The sequence below is a fragment of the Methylotuvimicrobium sp. KM1 genome, from assembly GCF_044788715.1.
Classification (GTDB): domain Bacteria; phylum Pseudomonadota; class Gammaproteobacteria; order Methylococcales; family Methylomonadaceae; genus Methylotuvimicrobium.
This window is the reverse complement of the sequence record NZ_CP173170.1, coordinates 4,152,045-4,170,053: the sequence shown is the minus strand read 5'-3', so window position 1 is coordinate 4,170,053 and position 18,009 is coordinate 4,152,045. Positions and strand designations below refer to the sequence as shown.

General features: G+C 47.5%; 14 protein-coding genes. 11 read left to right on the top strand and 3 right to left on the bottom strand.

Annotation, left to right across the window (positions count from 1 at the left end):
* Nucleotides 1–130: 130 nt before the first annotated feature.
* The gene (locus tag ACINK7_RS17930) at nucleotides 131–1,129 is read left to right on the top strand and encodes an Rpn family recombination-promoting nuclease/putative transposase (RefSeq protein ID WP_404357381.1); all 999 of its coding nucleotides are present in this window, start codon (nucleotides 131–133) and stop codon (nucleotides 1,127–1,129) included.
* 491 nt (nucleotides 1,130–1,620) lie between these two features.
* Here ACINK7_RS17930 and ACINK7_RS17925 read toward each other — a convergent pair whose 3' ends face one another.
* Together ACINK7_RS17925 and ACINK7_RS17920 are read right to left on the bottom strand one after the other, a co-directional pair.
* Nucleotides 1,621–2,649, bottom strand: a complete 1,029-nt coding sequence (locus ACINK7_RS17925) for a glycosyltransferase family 4 protein (RefSeq protein WP_404357379.1) — start codon at nucleotides 2,647–2,649, stop codon at nucleotides 1,621–1,623.
* Nucleotides 2,650–3,076: 427 nt separating this feature from the next.
* The gene (locus tag ACINK7_RS17920) at nucleotides 3,077–3,673 is read right to left on the bottom strand and encodes a Uma2 family endonuclease (protein WP_404357377.1); all 597 of its coding nucleotides are present in this window, start codon (nucleotides 3,671–3,673) and stop codon (nucleotides 3,077–3,079) included.
* Between the two features lie 164 nt (nucleotides 3,674–3,837).
* Here ACINK7_RS17920 and ACINK7_RS17915 point away from each other — a divergent pair, with 164 nt between their 5' ends.
* A complete protein-coding gene (locus ACINK7_RS17915; protein ID WP_404357376.1) occupies nucleotides 3,838–4,143 on the top strand; it encodes a hypothetical protein in 306 nt (101 codons plus the stop codon).
* A 428-nt stretch (nucleotides 4,144–4,571) separates the two neighbouring features.
* Here ACINK7_RS17915 and ACINK7_RS17910 read toward each other — a convergent pair whose 3' ends face one another.
* Complete coding sequence (locus tag ACINK7_RS17910; protein ID WP_404357374.1) at nucleotides 4,572–6,938, bottom strand: penicillin-binding protein 1A; 2,367 nt, start codon at nucleotides 6,936–6,938, stop codon at nucleotides 4,572–4,574.
* An 879-nt stretch (nucleotides 6,939–7,817) separates the two neighbouring features.
* Between ACINK7_RS17910 and ACINK7_RS17905 the strand changes: the two genes are divergently transcribed.
* The 9 genes from ACINK7_RS17905 (at nucleotide 7,818) to hemE (ending at nucleotide 17,808) form a co-directional block, all read left to right on the top strand.
* On the top strand, nucleotides 7,818–8,879 hold the full coding sequence (locus ACINK7_RS17905; RefSeq protein WP_404357372.1) for a pilus assembly protein PilM: 1,062 nt from the start codon (nucleotides 7,818–7,820) through the stop codon (nucleotides 8,877–8,879).
* Nucleotides 8,879–9,442 (top strand): PilN domain-containing protein, encoded by a 564-nt coding sequence (locus ACINK7_RS17900; RefSeq protein ID WP_404357370.1) that lies wholly within the window; start codon nucleotides 8,879–8,881, stop codon nucleotides 9,440–9,442. The genes ACINK7_RS17905 and ACINK7_RS17900 overlap by 1 nt, the downstream gene beginning before the upstream one ends.
* Entirely contained in the window at nucleotides 9,442–10,077 is a 636-nt protein-coding gene (locus ACINK7_RS17895) for a type 4a pilus biogenesis protein PilO (RefSeq protein WP_404357368.1), read from the top strand. The genes ACINK7_RS17900 and ACINK7_RS17895 overlap by 1 nt, the downstream gene beginning before the upstream one ends.
* The gene (locus ACINK7_RS17890) at nucleotides 10,074–10,670 is read left to right on the top strand and encodes a pilus assembly protein PilP (protein ID WP_404357366.1); all 597 of its coding nucleotides are present in this window, start codon (nucleotides 10,074–10,076) and stop codon (nucleotides 10,668–10,670) included. Before ACINK7_RS17895 ends, ACINK7_RS17890 begins: the two co-directional genes overlap by 4 nt.
* A 40-nt stretch (nucleotides 10,671–10,710) precedes the next feature.
* Complete coding sequence (gene pilQ, locus ACINK7_RS17885; protein ID WP_404357364.1) at nucleotides 10,711–12,984, top strand: type IV pilus secretin PilQ; 2,274 nt, start codon at nucleotides 10,711–10,713, stop codon at nucleotides 12,982–12,984.
* Nucleotides 12,985–13,062: 78 nt separating this feature from the next.
* Nucleotides 13,063–13,581 carry a shikimate kinase AroK gene (gene aroK, locus ACINK7_RS17880; RefSeq protein ID WP_404357363.1) on the top strand — a complete coding sequence of 173 codons (519 nt, stop codon included), beginning with the start codon at nucleotides 13,063–13,065 and terminating at the stop codon, nucleotides 13,579–13,581.
* Between the two features lie 293 nt (nucleotides 13,582–13,874).
* Nucleotides 13,875–14,960 (top strand): 3-dehydroquinate synthase, encoded by a 1,086-nt coding sequence (aroB, locus tag ACINK7_RS17875; RefSeq protein ID WP_404357361.1) that lies wholly within the window; start codon nucleotides 13,875–13,877, stop codon nucleotides 14,958–14,960.
* Nucleotides 14,944–16,416 (top strand): SPOR domain-containing protein, encoded by a 1,473-nt coding sequence (locus ACINK7_RS17870; RefSeq protein WP_404357359.1) that lies wholly within the window; start codon nucleotides 14,944–14,946, stop codon nucleotides 16,414–16,416. Before aroB ends, ACINK7_RS17870 begins: the two co-directional genes overlap by 17 nt.
* 324 nt (nucleotides 16,417–16,740) lie before the next feature.
* Entirely contained in the window at nucleotides 16,741–17,808 is a 1,068-nt protein-coding gene (hemE, locus tag ACINK7_RS17865; RefSeq protein WP_404357357.1) for a uroporphyrinogen decarboxylase, read from the top strand.
* Nucleotides 17,809–18,009 lie beyond the last annotated feature (201 nt).

Sequence of the window (18,009 nt, the reverse complement as noted above, 5' to 3'; positions counted from 1 at the left end):
CAAAACTTTAAAAACCTGATTTTCGATTACCCCGTGCAAGCCTGATTGGCGGTGCTAGTTTCCTCAGTTCTCATTTATGTTTTTGGGTTATCAGCAATATATGTTACAGGTGAAGTCCTATGCGAAAACCATGAACACTAAAAAATCAATGAAGCACGACACCGGCTATAAATTGCTATTCAGTCACCCGCGCCTGGTCGAAGACTTAATCACCGGCTTCGTTCATCCCGACTGGCTGGACGCTATCGACTTTAAAACTCTGGAACTGTATAAAGCCAGTTTTGTTACCGATGACTTACGCCAGCGTCACGATGACAGCATCTGGCGGCTGAAATTTAAAGACACCTGGCTATATCTCTATTTGCTGCTGGAGTTTCAATCCAGCGACGACTATTTTATGGCCAATCGCGTGATGACCTATATGGGCCTGCTCTATCAAGACATCATCCGCTCCCAGTCCCTGAAAAAAGGCGACAAACTGCCGCCGGTGATGCCCATCGTCATTTATAATGGTTCACCGGACTGGACAGGCCCGGTAGCCATAGACGGCTTGATTGATTCGGTGCAACCCGCGTTAAGTGCTTACACGCCGCGCCTGAGTTATTTTTTATTGCAAGAGAAAGACACCCCGAAAGACTTCAGCCAAAAGCATCCTAACAATCTGGTCGGGCATCTGATTGCCATGGAACATTGCCGCACGCCGGATGACATGCGGGCCTGTATTCAGCGCTTGCACCAACAACTGAAAACGCCGCAATATCAAGACATTCGTCGAAGCTTTGCCATTTGGTTAAGTCGCCTATTGCGCGTAAAATTAAAACAAGACAGCATCCCTGAGTATCAAGAACTGAATGAGGTAGACGCCATGTTAGCTGAACAAATGACCGATTGGACCCTGCAATGGAAAAATGAAGGCATGAAGGAAGGTGAAAAAATAGGCGAGAAACGCGGCGAGAAACGCGGCGTTCGAAAAGAAGCCGCTCACTTGTTGAGCATGCAAATTCGTTTGAAATACGGTGATTTGCCTGCGTGGGCCGAACAGCGCATACAACAAGCCGACACTCGACAACTCGAAAAGTGGGCCGGGCGCATTTTTGCCGCCGATACTTTGGATGCATTGCTGCAATAATGCCGATTTTGTTTTTTAACGGGTGTCAAGATAGTCGGCTTTTCCTCGTTCCCACGCTGGAGCGGTGGGAACGAGGAAAAGCAATCAGGCCGATAAGGCTCAGTTGGATCAATGGGTGGAGCGTATCTTGTTTGTCGATACGTTGGAGCAGTTATTCAAACCGTAGCTTGTAGGATTAGGTGGGAAACGAGCTGTATTGATCGCGAGCGATGCGGTTAATGTTGCACAATCCGACCTACTCGAAGGTTACCGCTAATTTCTGGCGGAATAAGGTGGTATTTTCTTAGTTTGGCGCCTATGTTCAGAGTTTCCCAAACTCCGTTGGGAGACCTTTCACGTCAGATCTTGCTTTTCGGTTTCGAGAAGCTGGAGCTTTTCGAACTGCGTTCTCAAGCAAAGAGCTTGGGAGCGAGCGAAATTTTTTACTATGTGCTATTAGAAATAAAAGTGATTATAACGATCATGCACGAAACTATTCGGTGTTTTGAATGCTATGTGGGTAACGATAGTGTTTTATAGATTTCAATATAGCGGTTTACCGCCGCATTTTCACTGAAAAGCTCCGCGTTATTGCGAGAAGCTTCTTTCATATTTCGCCAAAGTTTTGGATTGTTCCGCATCTCTCCGGCCGCTTCGGCAAATGCTTCGATATCATCTATCGGGCAGAGTCTACCGGTTAGCCGGTCTTTTACGATTTCAGGCATCGAGGTTGCGTTACTGCTGTTGATTGGCAAACCGCAGGCTTGCGCTTCTAACGCGCTTAGACTGAGTCCCTCCAGTCGTGTCGGAAACAGCAAGGCATCGCACTGTTGATAGGTTGAAATTAATTCCGCTTGTGACGTCAGACGCCCCAAGGGGATTAGATTGTTCGACGATTGACCTTGTGCGCCGAGTTCTTGTGCTGTTCCTGTGTAATGTAGCTCAAAATCCGGGCCCAGCCGCTGCATGATGGCCGGCAATAAATCGGCTCCTTTACGGCGGCTGAGATTTCCGACAAACAATAGCCGAAACGGTGTGTTGGGTGTTTCTCTATGGTCGGGTTGAAAGTTATTTAGGTCGATCCAGTTGTATAGCGGAATAATGTCTTGCCGGTCGAATACTTTAGCGGCTTGTTGTGCGGTATAGTGGCTAACTGCGGTGACGGCAACGGCTTTTTTGATCGCATTGGCTTCCAGTCTTTTGATCCAAAAGCGATGATACTGTTTTTGCAGAAAACTTTTATACGGTTCGAATGCCGGATCGTGCACACAGCTATGTAATGTGGCGACTAAGGGTAAATGCTTAGGTATGAATCTGTCATGCAGCCAGGAATTGATATGCACGATGGTAGCCCAGCCCGGTGGTTTAGGCACTGGAACCGTCCAAGGGGCATATTCTGCCCGATGAGGAAGCCATGTGATCTCTGTTCTAATGCCTTGGTTTTCGAGGGCCTGTGCCAATCGTTCGGTAAAGCGATCAGTCCCCGTATCAGCCTGAATGGCAAGAAACCAGACAGCGGGTTGTTTGCAGCTTTTAGGCATTTTTCTTTTCCCTTCATTTAGTTCATCTTCTAATGCATCTGCTGCTTTGTAACCGGGTAGGTTGGGTTACGACTTCGTCTACCCCGGCATTCTTTGCTACCAACGCAAACATAGCTTTTAAAAGACATGCCGTTATACAGAAGTCTTTTTCGGGTCCCCATGGTCCTCCCGAGGACGCCCATGCCTTAGCTTCAACAGAGAGGCGGTATGCATTCACGCGCTGGAGCATTCATTGTTATACATAGGTCATAAATTATTCTTTTGCAATTTTAGCCAATGAGGCCTCGATACCCTTTATTGTCACTTAACACTCTCGGCCTTCCCTTACCTAACGCTAGGTGAGGGATGATCAGGGGATCGCTCCCACAGAGCATCCTCCGCCCTATGTGGGAGCGACGCCTTCGTCGCGACTACAGCAGAAAAATAGTCAGTCACGTCGTTCGGCTTGTTTCGCTATCAAGAACTCCAGCATATCTTCATTATGAACCCGATCATAAAACGCTTCTACGCTCAAGGTTAAGCCAATCGATTCTAAAGTTACTTCATCTCCTAGAAAGTAATGTCGGGCAAACCAGTGTTCGTTGCGTCTAAGAACTTCAATGTCGACATAGTCTTGCTCGATCATGACATATTCTTGCAGGCTGGGAAGCGCGAGATAGTTGGTCAGTTTGATTGTCCGATCTCTGCGCCGGGTGATTTTTGACAGCACTTCGACGATGATGGTCGGAGTTTCAGTGAAGTAGGGTTGGTTTTCGTCAAAACTGCAATCGACTATGACGTCGGGATAACAATAATTATCGGAAACTTTGACCTTCATGTCCGAACCGAATGGTTCACAGGGTTTGTTTTTTAGATGGTTTCTGAATTCTGTATAAATATTTCCGGCAATACGGTCGTGATTGTCACTCGTACCCACCATGGCATAGACATGACCGTCGATAAGTTCATGTTTGGTCTCGGCGATCAATTCGCCAGCCAAGTACTCTTCAACACTTATCGTAATGTCGTTTTGTTTTGCTAACATAGAGCGGAATTATACTTTAAGATCGTTTTAGATCGCTCCAGTGTAATCAAGAATAGAATGCGGATGCAAGGGTGTTGAATAGCGGCTATGATTGCGGTTGAAATCATTTCGCTTAATATCTATGGTTAACGATAAATGAAGCGTTGACTCAAGCTATTGGACTTATGCACGATCAAAACTTTAGAAACTTGATTCTCGACTACCCCGTGCAAACCTTGCAGTTTTTTGCCGCCGAGGAAACGCCCAACGATTTGGCGCAAGCGCTTATTATTTCGTTTCGCCAGGAGCAATTGAAAGAACGGCTTGGCGACCGCTTTCATGAACTGGACACGCCACAGCTCGTCGAATGGCTCGATGGCCGGCGCGAAGTGATTTTGTTCTACTGGAAGAAACCGAAGCCCGGCGCTTTTCGATTTATCGCTTGGCGCATATTGTCTGGATTTAGCCGAATTGGCGCAAACCGACCGTAAGTATTCAGTCCCCCTCTTTGAAAAATGACCTGGCTATGTCGGGTATTACATTAGGTGAATTAAGGTTTGGCGCGGAAAAAAGCCAAGCCTGAGAACGGGCTCTAACAACGATTCAGCAGCTTGCTGATTTAATTCCGATATATCCCCTACCCGAAGCGGTTGCCGACATCCTCGCCAAGCACACTCCACACCCTTGTTTATTTTCAAATTGGGAATTGCTGCTTAAGCCGGGACAAAATCAAGCGTTCGCCGCACAGTCCTGTATCATGAGTTAATGACTAAAATAAATAAAACGACACAAGGAAACCGTGCAACGAACCGTTTGAATATCAGTGAACTGATTGGTTGTAGCAAGAAAAGTCTTCGCCAAATTTGAGGGTAAAAAAGGGTGCAGGGTATGCACATGATTATTTGTATGTTCTTCTAGATTAGAAGAGCGTTTCTATAGGATGTCTTTCGCTGAAATGGGCTTCGCCGGGGTCCGTGAATTCGAAATTCGTATGCATGTGTGCTTGCTGCGTGGTGTCAAAAAACTCCCAAATACCGCCTGGTATTTCTGCCGACATCATCATGCCGCTTTCGGTGTCGACATACATTTTTACAATACCTTCCGGCGGCGTCAAAGGAATTTCCGGCTTGTCGCGTAAAGCGGTTTGCATGAATTCCATCCACATCGGCAAGGCGGCGGCACCTCCGGTTTCTTTGTAGCCCAGGCTGTTGAAATTGTCGAATCCCACCCATGCCGTAGCGGATACGGTAGCGCTATAGCCGTTGAACCATGCGTCGCGGTGATCATTGGTCGTGCCGGTTTTTCCGGCAAGATCGGCGCGTCCGAGTCGCTTCGCTTTGACGGCGGTGCCTCTTTGCACGACATCGCGTAGCAGGGAATTCATTAAAAAACTAATTTGTGGCGTGATGATGCGCGGTGCTTGATTGATGAATGCCGGCGATTCGCTGGTGCAGTCCAGACAGGCGACTTGAGGGTTGGCCTGGTACAGTAATTTGCCGTCGCCGGATTCAATCCGGTCGATCAAATAAGGCTCGATCAAAAAACCGCCGTTCGCGAAGACTGCATAAGCTCGCGCCATTTGCAGTGGAGTGGCTTGGCCGCTGCCCAGCGCAAGCGTATAGCTATTGGGCAATTGATCCTTTTGAAATCCGAAACGCATGGCGGTCTTAACGACAGGCTTGATACCTAAATTAAGCAGCAAGCGTACCGAAATCAGGTTTTTGGATTTTCGAAGAGCGACTCTTAGGCTGGTCGGGCCGGAAAATCTTCGATTGTAATTCTCCGGACGCCATTCATGACCGGGTCTTGAACCTTCCAATACGATCGGTGCATCGTTGATTAGCGATGCGGTCGTATAACCGTTTTCCAAGGCTGTTGTATAGATAATCGGTTTAAAGCCCGATCCCGGTTGCCGGTTCGACTGAGTCACTCGATTGAATTTGTTGTGATTGAAGTCGTAACCGCCGGCCAGTGCCAATATCGCTCCGTCGATCGTGTCGATGGCGACAAAGGCGCCCTCGGCTTCCGGTATTTGCGCTAAAGCCCAGGTTTTATCGTTGAGTTGTCTAACAAAAATGGCGTCACCGGTTTTGAATAGATCAAGGATTGATTGCGGTGCCGCCCCTCGTGCGTTTCGTGAAATAAACTTGCGCGCCCATTTCATGTTGTTCCATGGCACTTCAACGGTTTTTCCTCCGCGTAATTGGACGGTAGCCTTGTCGTTATCGATTCGTTTGATCAACGCTGGATAGCTGTCGCCGATTATCGGCAGTTTGTTGATGTCGGTTTTTTGATCGGGGGCATTGGGCAATTTAAAACGGTAGCCGTGGCGTTCGTCATAGCTATGCAAGGCGTTTCTTAAAGCCCGGGTGGCTGCATTTTGCAGGGGGCGAGTAATCGTCGTGTAGACCTTCATTCCCGACCCGTATGCTTGCGGTCCATAAAGTTCAAGAATTTTTTGCCGGGCCATTTCGGCGATAAAAGGTGCCGATAGTTCGATGCCGCGATGAATCACTCTTGCCGTATTGGCTTCGACGAGAGCGGCTTGGTACGTTTGTTGGTCGATATAGCCGATTTGTTGCATTCGGTATAATACATAGTCGCGCCTTTCCATGGCTCGCGCAGGGTTGACGATAGGGTTATAGGCCGAAGGCGCTTTCGGTAGGCCGGCTATCATTGCGGATTCCGCCAGCGTGAGTTCGTTTAAGGATTTACCGTAGTAGGTTTGGGCGGCGGCGGCAACGCCGTAGGAGCGTTGGCCTAGATAGATTTTATTAAGATACAGTTCGAGAATTGTGTCTTTTGAGAAAGTCTCTTCTATCTTGAGCGATAGAAGTATTTCTTTTAGTTTACGAGTGTAGGTTTTTTCACGACTCAGTAAAAAATTTCGTGTGACTTGCATTGTGATCGTGCTGCCCCCTTGTTCCTTTTTACCGGTGGTGGCGAGTTTCAACGCCGCACGTAATAAGCCTACAAAATCGACGCCTTGATGTTCGTAAAAATGTTTGTCTTCGGCCGCTAAAAATGCATGAATCAGCTCTTTTGGAGCCTGGTCGATCGTGATGGGGCTGCGCTTTTTTTCGCCGAATTCAGCGATTAAAAGGTTGTCTTTGCTATAAATTTGCAGCGGCGTTTGATAATGAACATCCTTTAATTGGTTAACATCGGGCAGCTCTTCGGAGAGGCGCTCCAATAACAGGTAGCCGTAAATCGCCGCTGATATGAGGCCGATTAGAAAAAGCACACTGAGCCATTTAAAAAAGGTGATCACTAATTTAATTATCACGAAGTATTCCGGTTTGTACCACTACTGTAATTGTACCGATGTAATTGCCTGGCTCCTTGTATTTTAAAAAAGTTTCCGATGTGTTTTCTTTTTTTCAAAAAGGGGCTGAACATTTACCTTGGTTTTGATTATATCGTCAAGTTCGATTGATTCTTAACGGGTTGAATAAAAAGAAATCTGACGTTGACTGTTGCTAAAAATATACTTGATTTGACTTTTGAGCAACACAAACTTTAATGAATGCTCGAAAATCATGTTATTTTGTCGCCTTCGAAAAGAGTTGACGCTCTGTTGCGTAAGGATTTCGTAAAAATAACTTCCTTGTGCTATGAGTTTTGAAGCGGGTTCGGTAACTCGCTTGACAGGATGCCGTATACCTTATCTCACTTCAAATTTCGGCAGTGCCGGAGGAGGCCTCGGGGTGCTGATCCCTACATGGATGTTCCGCGGCGTCCTTTGACGGGTCTCCGGTGCCGAAATTTGATCTACGGTGGGTATAATTCAATCGCTTACGCCATGTCAAGAAGGGGTTAGCCGAATATTTACCATGGATGGAGACTAAATCTTTGATTTTCGATACTGAAAATTCTTTGTCGTAGGTTATGCGATAAATGTGATTCGGTTTGAAAAAGCGATCGAAATCAAAGCAGAATGAATATTTTTTTATGTAATTTAAAAACACTACTATACTGATCTCTGTGCAGTTTGGTCGGGCGTATTGATATTAGTGCCTGCGTGATTGGTGATCTAATCTGGCACAGGGATGTGCTCTCGTTTTAATGACTTATGTGCCTCTTAATAATGATGCATCATCGATAACTAGATAGGCAACAGTGTATTCGATGCAACAACAATTCAATGTTTTACAAGGGTTCTACGATGAACTGGTTTAGTCGCAAAAATGTGCCTGTAGTCGGTATCGACATTAGCACGGCAGCCGTTAAATTATTGGAATTATCGAAAAGCGGTCCTCGTTATCGAGTCGAAAGTTATGCCGTTGCTCCATTACCGCAGGATGCCGTTATCGATAAAAATTTCGCGAATGTCGATGTCATCTCTGACGCTATCAAACAAGCCATCAAACAATCCGGAACGAAAGTTAAGCATGCCTGCGTCGCGGTTGCGGGTTCGGCGGTTATGACCAAAATCATAACGATGCCCGCTAATTTTTCGGACGAAGAAGTTTACGAACAAATCATGGTCGAGGCAGATCAATATGTGCCTTATGCACTAGATGAGGTCAACCTGGATTTTGAAGTTCAGGGAAAAAACGCTAAAAACTCCGAAATGGTTGATGTGCTCTTGGTCGCCTCCCGTCGTGAAAATGTCGAGGACCGCATCGAAGCCTTGGATAAGGCGGGTTTAAAAGCCAAAATCATCGATGTCGAAGCGTTTGCGATGGAAAACGCCTTTGCGCTGATTGCCGATCAATTGCCCGGCTCCATCGAAGGGCAGACTATTGCTATCTCGGATATCGGTTCGACGATGGCGACATTGAACGTCATTGCGGACGGTAGAACTATTTATACGCGTGAACAAGGTTTCGGCGGAAGGCAGTTGACCGATGAAATTCAACGTCGCTACGGTTTGTCCTACGAAGAAGCCGGTCTTGCCAAGCGGCACGGCGGTCTTCCCGATAATTATATCAATGACGTATTGGAGCCGTTTAAGAAGGCGATGGTTCAGCAAATTGCGCGATCACTCCAATTTTTTGTTTCATCGAGCGCCAACAGAACGATCGATTCGATTATTTTGGCGGGCGGCTGCTCGTCGATACCCGGTGTCGATAAGCTGGTCGAGCAAAACTTGAGTATTCCCTGTTTTATTGCCAATCCGTTTATTAATATGGCTTTATCGAATCGAGTGAAACCGCAAAGTTTAAGTAGCGATGCGCCAGCGATGATGATCGCCTGCGGACTTGCGCTAAGGAGTTTCGATTAATGGCCCGAATTAACCTGCTCCCTTGGCGAGCCGAGCTTAAAAAACAACAGCAACAGCAGTTTTTAACTGTTGCACTATTGTCGATTGTCTTGACCCTGGTGTTGATTTTTGCGGTTCACATGCATTATGACGGTGTAATGTCGTATCAGGAAAGCCGGAACCAAATGCTAAGGAATGAAATCGCTGCGGTCGATAAGAAGATTGCCGAAATAAAAAACATTGAAGAAAAGAAAAACGAATTACTGACTAAGATCGATGTTATTCAAAAGTTGCAGGAAAGTAGACCTTTGATTGTTCGTCTTTTCGATGAGGTCGCAAGAAGAACGCCTGACGGCGTTTTTCTATTAAGCTTTGCGCAGTCTAATATGGAATTGACGTTTAAGGGCAAGACCGAATCGAATGCCCGTGTATCGGCGTTTATGCGAGCGATAGAGGCTTCCGAGTGGTTGCACAGTCCTAAGTTGAACATCATTCAGTCTCAACAAAAAACCAAGGTCGATCAGCTCAGCGATTTTATTCTTATCGCGCAACTGGGCGCGGCTTCCGAAGATGAGAAAAACTGATGAATCTGTCTGAAATTAATTGGGATTTTAATGAGGCCGGGACTTGGCCGACACCGGTAAAAGCCGTAATCATCGTGATGGTTTGCATGCTCGTTGCGGTCGGCGGTTATTATTACGATACCGCTGACCAATTGGAAGCGTTGGAGCGATTGGAACAGACAGAGCGGGATTTGAAGAGCAGCTTCGAGGCGAAACAAAAAAAAGCGATCAATCTGCCCGACTACAAGGCGCAGTTAGAGCAGATCGAAGATTCGCTGATTGAAATTATCAAACAAATGCCGACCCGCTCCGAAGTGGCGAATTTATTGGTCGATATTTCACAGACCGGCTTGGCGAGCGGTTTGGAATTCAGACTGTTTAAGCCTACAGACCCGGTGCGCCGCGACTTTTATTGGGAGCTTCCGATCAATATACAAGTTATTGGGCGTTACGAAGAATTGGCTTTATTTGTTAGCGGTTTGGCTTCATTGCCGAGGATCGTGACAGTGCATAACGTTAAGATAAGCCCGGTTTCGCAACAAGCTAAAGGCGAGACGTCCGATAAGATGGTTATGGATGCCACGATCAAGACCTATAACGAGGGGGAGCAAGGTCCCGCGCCGGCAAAGCCTCAGCACAGAAGAGGTAGAAGATGAAGTCGAGTATTTTATCGCTAACCGATTCAGGGTCACGGCAAAGTCGGCTTGTCGATGGAATTTTGAAACATGGTGCATTTGCGGCCTTAAGTTTGTTGAGCCTATTCTTACTGAGTGCTTGCTCGAGCGATGATAAGTCCGATTTGGTTCAATATATCAATCAAGTCAAGGCGCGGCCGAAAACGCAGATCGAGCCGTTGCCTGAGATCAAAGTGATTGAACCGTTCATCTTTAAGCCGAGCGGTTTACGTGATCCGTTCCGGCCCATAGAAAAAGCTGCGGAAGCCGAGCTTGTCGATATCGGAACAGGAAGAGGGATAAGGCCCGACCCTACCCGACGCAAGGAGCAATTGGAGAACTATTCTCTGGACAGCTTGAGAATGGCTGGAACCATCACCAAAGATATGGTGCTATGGGGATTGATCAAGGCCGGTGACGGGACTATCCACCGGGTAAGAGAAGGTAACTACATGGGCAAGAATCACGGTAAAATTATTCGTATCAACGAGGATAAAATCGAATTGATGGAAATCGTTCCCGATAAGCCGGGAACATGGCGAGAACAGCAAACTTCATTGGCATTGTCCGAATGATGTTGGGGATTAAACAATGAGTATTCAAGGCAGCAATAACATGAGCAGAGTGACCGAGCCTCTTTGGAAAACAATCTTCGCGGGAATATTCCTGTGCGTTTTTCAGTTTGCCGTTCAAGCGAGTGAAGTACAAATTCAAAATCTAGATTTTACCCGATTATCGGGAGGCCGGTTGCAGTTGCAATTGGAACTGGACGGGCCGGCGCCGGCTCCTCGGGTTTTTCATACTGACAACCCCGCCAGAATTGCGTTGGACTTTAGCGGTGTTAAAAGCGGTTTGTCCAAGAAAAAATTCCCGATCAATTTAGATGCTGCCGATAGCGTGTATGTCGCCGAATCCGGCGGCAGGTTACGAGTCGTCATTAATTTGATTTCTTCGGTGCCTTATGAAACAAGCACAGAGGGTAATAAAGTATTCGTCACGTTAGCTGGGGCGGCGCAGGCTGAGGCACCGGTCGTTCGCTCGGAAACATCGATCGTGGCTACGGCTGCACAACAAGCGAGAAGCGAAGTGATGGCGCAGTTTTTACCCGAGCAAGGTATTAAGGGTTTGGATTTCAGGCGCGGGCCGCGTGGCGAAGGGCGTATCCTGGTCTCGTTGAGCGAGCCGAATACAATGGTGAATACCCGTGAAATCGGCGGTAAGGTTGAGATTTATTTTGTTAATACCCGTCTACCGGAGCGCCTTTCGAAACGTTACGACGTATCCGAGTTTGCGACGCCGGTTAGATCTTTCGATGCGGTCAGTAGCCGTCAAGAAACCAAAATTACCGTCGATTTACAGAGTCCGCTTTACGAATATTCTCAGTTCCAGTCGGAAGGCACGTTGACTGTCGAATTTCGGCCGTTGACGCAAGCGGAAAAAGACTTGAAAGACAGCCAGAAGGATCGTTATACCGGCGATCGCTTGTCGCTTAATTTTCAAGATATCGAAATTCGTAGCGTAATCACGCTATTGTCCGAGTTTACCGGACAGAACGTTGTCGCCGGCGACGAAGTAACCGGGCGGATAACCTTGAAACTCGACGACGTCCCTTGGGACGAAGCGCTGGATTTTATTATGATGACCAAAGGTTTGGAAAAATACCAAACCGGCAATGTCACATTGATCGCACCGGTTGGAAAGATCAAGGAATATAAAGAGAAACAACGCGAAACCGAGAAAGTGGTCGAGCAATTGGAGCCGCTACGCACAGAGTACATCAAAATCAATTATGCCCGTGCGGAAAATTTTCGGAATTTGTTGTACGGCATGGATGCAGGATCTTTCGGGCAATGCGGTATGGGTGTCGGTCAAGGAAGCGGGGGTATTCAAGGTAGCCTAATGGGCGGTATGCAAGGTGCCGGCGGTATGCAAGGTATGCAAGGTATGGGAGGAATGCAAGGTGCCGGTGGTGTGCAAGGTCGTACAGGAGGGAGTGACGAAGATAGGTTTACGATGATGTCGCCGAGGGGTACTGTGGTGGTTGATGGGCGTACTAATACACTAATTGTCAGAGAGACTGCCAGTCGGTTGGAGGAAATCAGAAAATTAATCGCGAAGCTCGATATCCCTGTGAGACAGGTAATGATTGAATCGAGAGTTGTGATTGCATCGAATAATTTTGCAAGAGACTTGGGTGTTCGATTTGGTGTAGCTAAAGCAGCCCAAGTTGGTAGTGGTAAGACTTTTGCTGTTGGTGGAGCTGGAACGGAAAGTAACATTAATGGAGTGACGGCAGTTAACGACTTATTAGTTGACCTCAGTGCAACAAATCCTTATGGGGCATTGGCTATGACACTAGCTAGAACGGCTGACTATGTTTTAAATCTCGAAATATCGGCGTTACAAGATGAAGGCAAAGCAGAATTGCTCTCTAATCCAAGAGTCATGACAACGGATCGTTGTCAGGCTTCAATTAAACTGGGTGAGCAAATTCCTTATCAAACAAGTAGTGCGAATACTGGACCGGTAACACAATTGATTGATGCGGTATTAGAGCTGAACGTATTGCCGCAAATCACACCAAGTGGTAGTGTCATTATGGATTTAAGAGTTACCAAAGATGCACCAGGTAGAGCAGTCGGCGATCAAATTGGGATTGATACGCGTGAGATTCAAACAAATGTGCAGGTTATGGACGGCGAAACAGTCGTTTTAGGCGGCGTATTTGAAGGGGATCAGAGAGAAGACATCGGTAAGATTCCATTTTTCGGTGATTTGCCGGGCATAGGCTTTTTATTCACGCGCACCGAGGTTCTCGATAATAAAACAGAGCTATTAATTTTCGTTACTCCAAAAATCGTTCACGAGAATTTGTCGGGAGCCAACTAATTCCCTGCTTCTACTTCAGCCAAAAAGGGGGCATAATGCCCCCTTTTTTATGCGCGCGAAAACATTACTAGAAACCGCATGGCTAAATCGGAGAACATTTATCTCATCGGTCTAATGGGGGCCGGCAAAACGACAATCGGTAGGCTGTTGGCCAAATCGTTAAAAATGCCGTTTTACGATAGCGACAAGATTATCGAAGACTTGACCGGCGTCGATATACCGACGATCTTCGAATTCGAGGGTGAGGCAGGATTCCGGGATCGTGAACAAAAAGCGTTAGAAGGTTTGACGAAATTGACTCACATCGTGTTGGCAACCGGCGGCGGTGCGGTTATCCGCGAAGAAAATCGGGAATGTCTCAAGGAAAACGGTTTTGTGGTTTATTTGCAATGTTCGGTGGACAGGATTTTGGAAAGAACCAAGCGGGATACTCAGCGCCCGTTACTGCAAACCGACAACCCCAGAGCCAAATTGGAACAGTTGCTAATCGAACGCGAGCCGTTATATTTGTCATGTGCGGACTATGTCGTCGATAGCGGCACATTACAGAGTAAGGCTGCGGTTAAAAATATATTGCAACGTTATAAGGATTTATGAGGTTAAAGAGGAAAGGTGAAAGGTGAAGGCGTCAACTTAGGGACATAACGCGTCATTCCGCCAGGGATGGGCGGAATCCAGGGCCAGGGATGGCAATGGTTGGCTTTCCTCGTTCCCAACGCTCCAGCGTGGGAATGCTACCGAAGCTGAAGTGAAAGCGCTGTAGGGTGCGCATCGCGCACCTTTCCAAGGTACCGAACCAAATGCATGTCCCGATCCAGGTGCACGATGCGCACCCTATGGATTGAAAAGCACTTTTGCGACACAGAACATTAGATGTATAACAAAAAGAAATGAAAATATTACAAGTCGATTTAGGGCAGCGTAGTTATCCGATTTATATAGGCTCTCGTTTGCTGGAACAAGCCGATTTATTGACTCGGCATATTCGTTCAAAACAAGTATTGATTGTGACAAACGAAACGGTGGCGCCTTTGTATTTGCAACAGGCGCTAGATAACTTGTCGGATTTTGTCGTCGAAACCGTTATCTTGCCGGATGGCGAACACTATAAAACGCTCGACTATTTGAATCGGATTTTCGATTCATTGTTAGCTCATAAATTCAGTCGAAATGCCAGTTTAATTGCCTTGGGCGGCGGCGTCATCGGCGATATGGGCGGTTTTGCCGCCGCTTGTTACCAACGCGGAATTCCATTTATACAAATCCCGACCACGTTGTTGGCGCAAGTCGATTCTTCGGTCGGCGGTAAGACCGGCGTCAATCATCCGCTCGGCAAAAACATGATCGGCGCGTTTTATCAACCGCAATGCGTGATTGCCGACATGTCGGTCTTGTCGACATTGGACGACAGGCAATTGTCGGCCGGTATCGCCGAAGTGATCAAATACGGCTTGATACGCGATCCCGATTTTTTTGCATGGCTCGAAAACAATATCGAATCCTTGCTCAATAGGGATGCCGACGCGCTCGCGTATGCGGTCGAACGTTCGTGCCGCAATAAAGCCGAAGTCGTTGCCGCCGATGAAAAAGAAGCCGATGTCAGGGCAACCTTGAATTTAGGCCACACCTTCGGTCATGCAATTGAAACCGGCATGGGCTACGGAAGCTATTTGCACGGCGAGGCGGTTGCGATCGGTACTTGCCAGGCGGCCGATTTATCAAGACGCAAAGGCTGGCTGACCGATGCCGACGTTGAACGCATTATTGGATTGTTTAAGCGGGCTAGGTTACCGGTCGAGCCTCCGGCAGCGCTCGATGCCAACCGTTTTATCGAATTGATGTCCGTGGATAAAAAAAATGTCGACGGCAATATTCGGTTGATTTTGTTGAAAAGCATCGGCGAGGCAACCTTGCCGGTCGGTGTGGAAAAAGCATTATTGGTAGCGACGCTAAACGGATATGGTCGAAAAGGCTAATCAGGCTGCGAATAGGCCGTATGGCTTGGCAAAACCGGCGATTAAATCGTTAATTACTGCCGAGCGCGCTCAAAAGTTCGAGTTATTGATTCATCTGATAATCAATTTTAATCGTCCGTTGATCGTTAACGGCCCAACCGGTATCGGTAAGTCAACATTGTTGGCAGTCTTGCGCGAGCAACGACCGGTCGAAGGGCATTATTGTTTCATGACCGGCGATCATCAGTTGAATTTTGCGGAGATTCAAGAACGCTTGCGCAGTTTTTTGGAGACGGAACAACCGGCTTGCAAAGGCTTTTCCCTGGATGATGCGATCGCATTGCTTGAGCAGAAAAAACTCAAGTTAATCTTGATGATCGATAATGCCGGCAAATTGATACCTGGCTTGATCGATGCTTTATCGGAATATGCTTTGGCTAACCCGGCATTAAGAGTTATTTTTTCGCTAACGCAGGACGAACTGTATATCAAAAGTCGTTCGGACCGGTCTGTCGAGGATTGTCATTTTATCGAGCTATTGCCGCTGTCGGAAAAACAATGCCGAGATTTTTTGCAAAATCTTTCCGGGAAACCAGACGCGCCGATTTCGTTCAATGCGGTCAGTGATATCATGGTGGAGTATGTTTACCGCGAAACGCATGGTATTCCGGGTAAAATTGTTGCTCAATTACCGCGTTTGTCCGATTTCGAGCGGTTGGGGGCACCCGTCCGGTTTTCGATTGGGCTGTTTGCGCTTCTTGCGATCGCAGGTATCGCCTTTGTCGGCTGGAAGGCCTTTATTCCTGAATCCGATCATCATTTAACGGAATCTTTACCGAGGTCGCAGCAACAGGCCTTGTCGGTTCCGTTGCCGGTTGAAAAAATTGCCGGCAAACAGGCGGTAAATGACCGCATCGTTACCGATTTCGCGGAGCAAAAGCCTAAGATGACAAACGTCGTTACGGCCCCGGTAGCGGCTGTACCAGACCGGAAAATCGAGACCACTTTGAAAAATAGGGAGATTAATGATCTCGAGGTAGTTTCTGACTCTGCCGAAAGCAACAAGCTTGAGAATCCGGTCGCCGGTCCGAGTATAATGAAAGCCGAGCCTTTAGTGCCGACGGTCGCAAATGAAAAGATTGAAACAAAGCGGCAGGAGACGATAGATTCCCATCGCTCGGAAGATGACCGGTCCTGGTTATTCAAGCAATCCTCGGATCATTTCACTTTGCAATTAATGGTATTATCGAGCCGGCAGTCGATTGTCAATGTGCTGAACAAATATCGGCACCTTCAGCAAGACTTGAAGTATCTTGAAACTCGCATCGGCGGTAAAGAGAAATTTATTTTGCTGTACGGCTCGTTTAACAGTCATGCCGAAGCTACACGGGCGGCCGGAAAATTGCCATCGGAATTCAATGGGGCTTGGGTCAGGCGTTTCGCGGTTTTACAGAGCGATATCAAAAACGCAAACTAAGTAACGCGCATGAAATAAATTGATCAACAGCGACCCTATCGTTTTCACCGCTCCAGCGCGGGAATGCATGCCGGTCTTGCCTCGGTAGCCATGGTACGGGTTCCCACGGAGGACCGTGGGAACCCGAAAAAAAATAAGTATTCTGCTGTTCTGCTGTTTCCCAATCTCCTGCTTGGGAAGCGTTTCGACATATTAAATACTACAGACTCTCCTGCGTGTGAATGCCTACAGTTATTTTTGGAGATATCCTTAGGCTTTGGATGGGGGCCTCAGTAAGTTTCAAGTCGATTCGCGCTTATTCCTTAAACAAGAAAATTAAACATAATGACGATATTACAAAACGATACTTTCCTCAGAGCCATATTAAAACAACCGATCGACAGAACGCCGGTCTGGATGATGCGTCAGGCAGGGCGCTATTTGCCGGAGTATCGTAAAATCCGCGAGCAAGCCGGCAGTTTCATGAATTTATGCACGAACCCAGAACTGGCTTGCGAAGTCACGCTGCAGCCGTTGGATCGATATGCTTTCGATGCGGCTATTTTGTTTTCCGATATTCTGACGATACCCGATGCAATGGGTTTAGGCCTAAGTTTTGCCGAAGGCGAAGGCCCTAGATTCAGTAATCCGATTCGCTCGGCTGCCGATGTCGATAAATTACCGATACCCGACCCCGAGCAGGAATTACGTTATGTGATCGATGCGGTTCGTTTGATTAGAACTTCGCTGCAAGGCCGTGTGCCGTTGATCGGTTTTTCCGGTAGCCCTTGGACCTTGGCGACTTACATGGTTGAGGGCGGCAGCAGTAAAAGCTTTCAAAAGATTAAGTCGATGATGTATGAACAGCCCGGTGTTGTTCATCGTATGCTGGAGAAACTGGCAAAATCGGTGGCCTTGTATTTAAACGCGCAAATCGCGGCCGGCGCTCAGGCGGTGATGCTGTTCGATACTTGGGGTGGGATGTTGACTTCCGAGGATTATCTGGAATTCTCGTTGCACTATGCCAAGTTGGTGCGCGAGCAATTGCAAACCGAAGCGGACGGCCGCAGGGTTCCGACGATATTATTTACGAAAGGCGGCGGGCTTTGGCTCGAAGCAATGGTCGATAGCGGTTACGATGCCCTGGGTTTGGATTGGCAAACCGATATTGGGTTAGCCAGAGCGCGGGTCGGCGATAAGGTGGCATTGCAGGGTAATATGGATCCTGTAAGCCTGTATGCCAACCCGGATGTTATTCGCGCGAAAGTACAAAACGTACTGGAGCGTTACGGTCGCGGTTCCGGACATGTCTTCAATCTCGGTCACGGTATTTTGCCGGATATTAATCCGGAGCATGTCAAAGCGATGGTCGACGCGGTGCATGAGTTCAGCCCGGCTTATCATGCTCTTTGAGCCGAAGTTATAATCAAGTAACGATCATGAAGAAGCTGCCATCGCCCCGGCAAATGAAAGTGCGAGGGATGGCTGGGTACGGTCACTCGCCCGACAGGACGCCGTGAACCCAGCACCTAAATTCCATAGGTCTTTGGCAATGATTCAAAATCATGGCTTATTTAGGTGCTGGGTGAATACGTCCATGTAGGCTCGACGGCG

What these genes read in the sequence shown, in the direction of transcription:
- ACINK7_RS17930 (WP_404357381.1), top strand. Translation starts at nt 131, where the DNA reads ATGAACACTAAAAAATCAATGAAGCACGACACCGGCTATAAATTGCTA.
- ACINK7_RS17925 (WP_404357379.1), bottom strand. Translation starts at nt 2,649, where the DNA reads ATGCCTAAAAGCTGCAAACAACCCGCTGTCTGGTTTCTTGCCATTCAG.
- ACINK7_RS17920 (WP_404357377.1), bottom strand. Translation starts at nt 3,673, where the DNA reads ATGTTAGCAAAACAAAACGACATTACGATAAGTGTTGAAGAGTACTTG.
- ACINK7_RS17915 (WP_404357376.1), top strand. Translation starts at nt 3,838, where the DNA reads ATGCACGATCAAAACTTTAGAAACTTGATTCTCGACTACCCCGTGCAA.
- ACINK7_RS17905 (WP_404357372.1), top strand. Translation starts at nt 7,818, where the DNA reads ATGAACTGGTTTAGTCGCAAAAATGTGCCTGTAGTCGGTATCGACATT.
- ACINK7_RS17900 (WP_404357370.1), top strand. Translation starts at nt 8,879, where the DNA reads ATGGCCCGAATTAACCTGCTCCCTTGGCGAGCCGAGCTTAAAAAACAA.
- ACINK7_RS17895 (WP_404357368.1), top strand. Translation starts at nt 9,442, where the DNA reads ATGAATCTGTCTGAAATTAATTGGGATTTTAATGAGGCCGGGACTTGG.
- ACINK7_RS17890 (WP_404357366.1), top strand. Translation starts at nt 10,074, where the DNA reads ATGAAGTCGAGTATTTTATCGCTAACCGATTCAGGGTCACGGCAAAGT.
- pilQ (WP_404357364.1), top strand. Translation starts at nt 10,711, where the DNA reads ATGAGCAGAGTGACCGAGCCTCTTTGGAAAACAATCTTCGCGGGAATA.
- aroK (WP_404357363.1), top strand. Translation starts at nt 13,063, where the DNA reads ATGGCTAAATCGGAGAACATTTATCTCATCGGTCTAATGGGGGCCGGC.
- aroB (WP_404357361.1), top strand. Translation starts at nt 13,875, where the DNA reads ATGAAAATATTACAAGTCGATTTAGGGCAGCGTAGTTATCCGATTTAT.
- ACINK7_RS17870 (WP_404357359.1), top strand. Translation starts at nt 14,944, where the DNA reads ATGGTCGAAAAGGCTAATCAGGCTGCGAATAGGCCGTATGGCTTGGCA.
- hemE (WP_404357357.1), top strand. Translation starts at nt 16,741, where the DNA reads ATGACGATATTACAAAACGATACTTTCCTCAGAGCCATATTAAAACAA.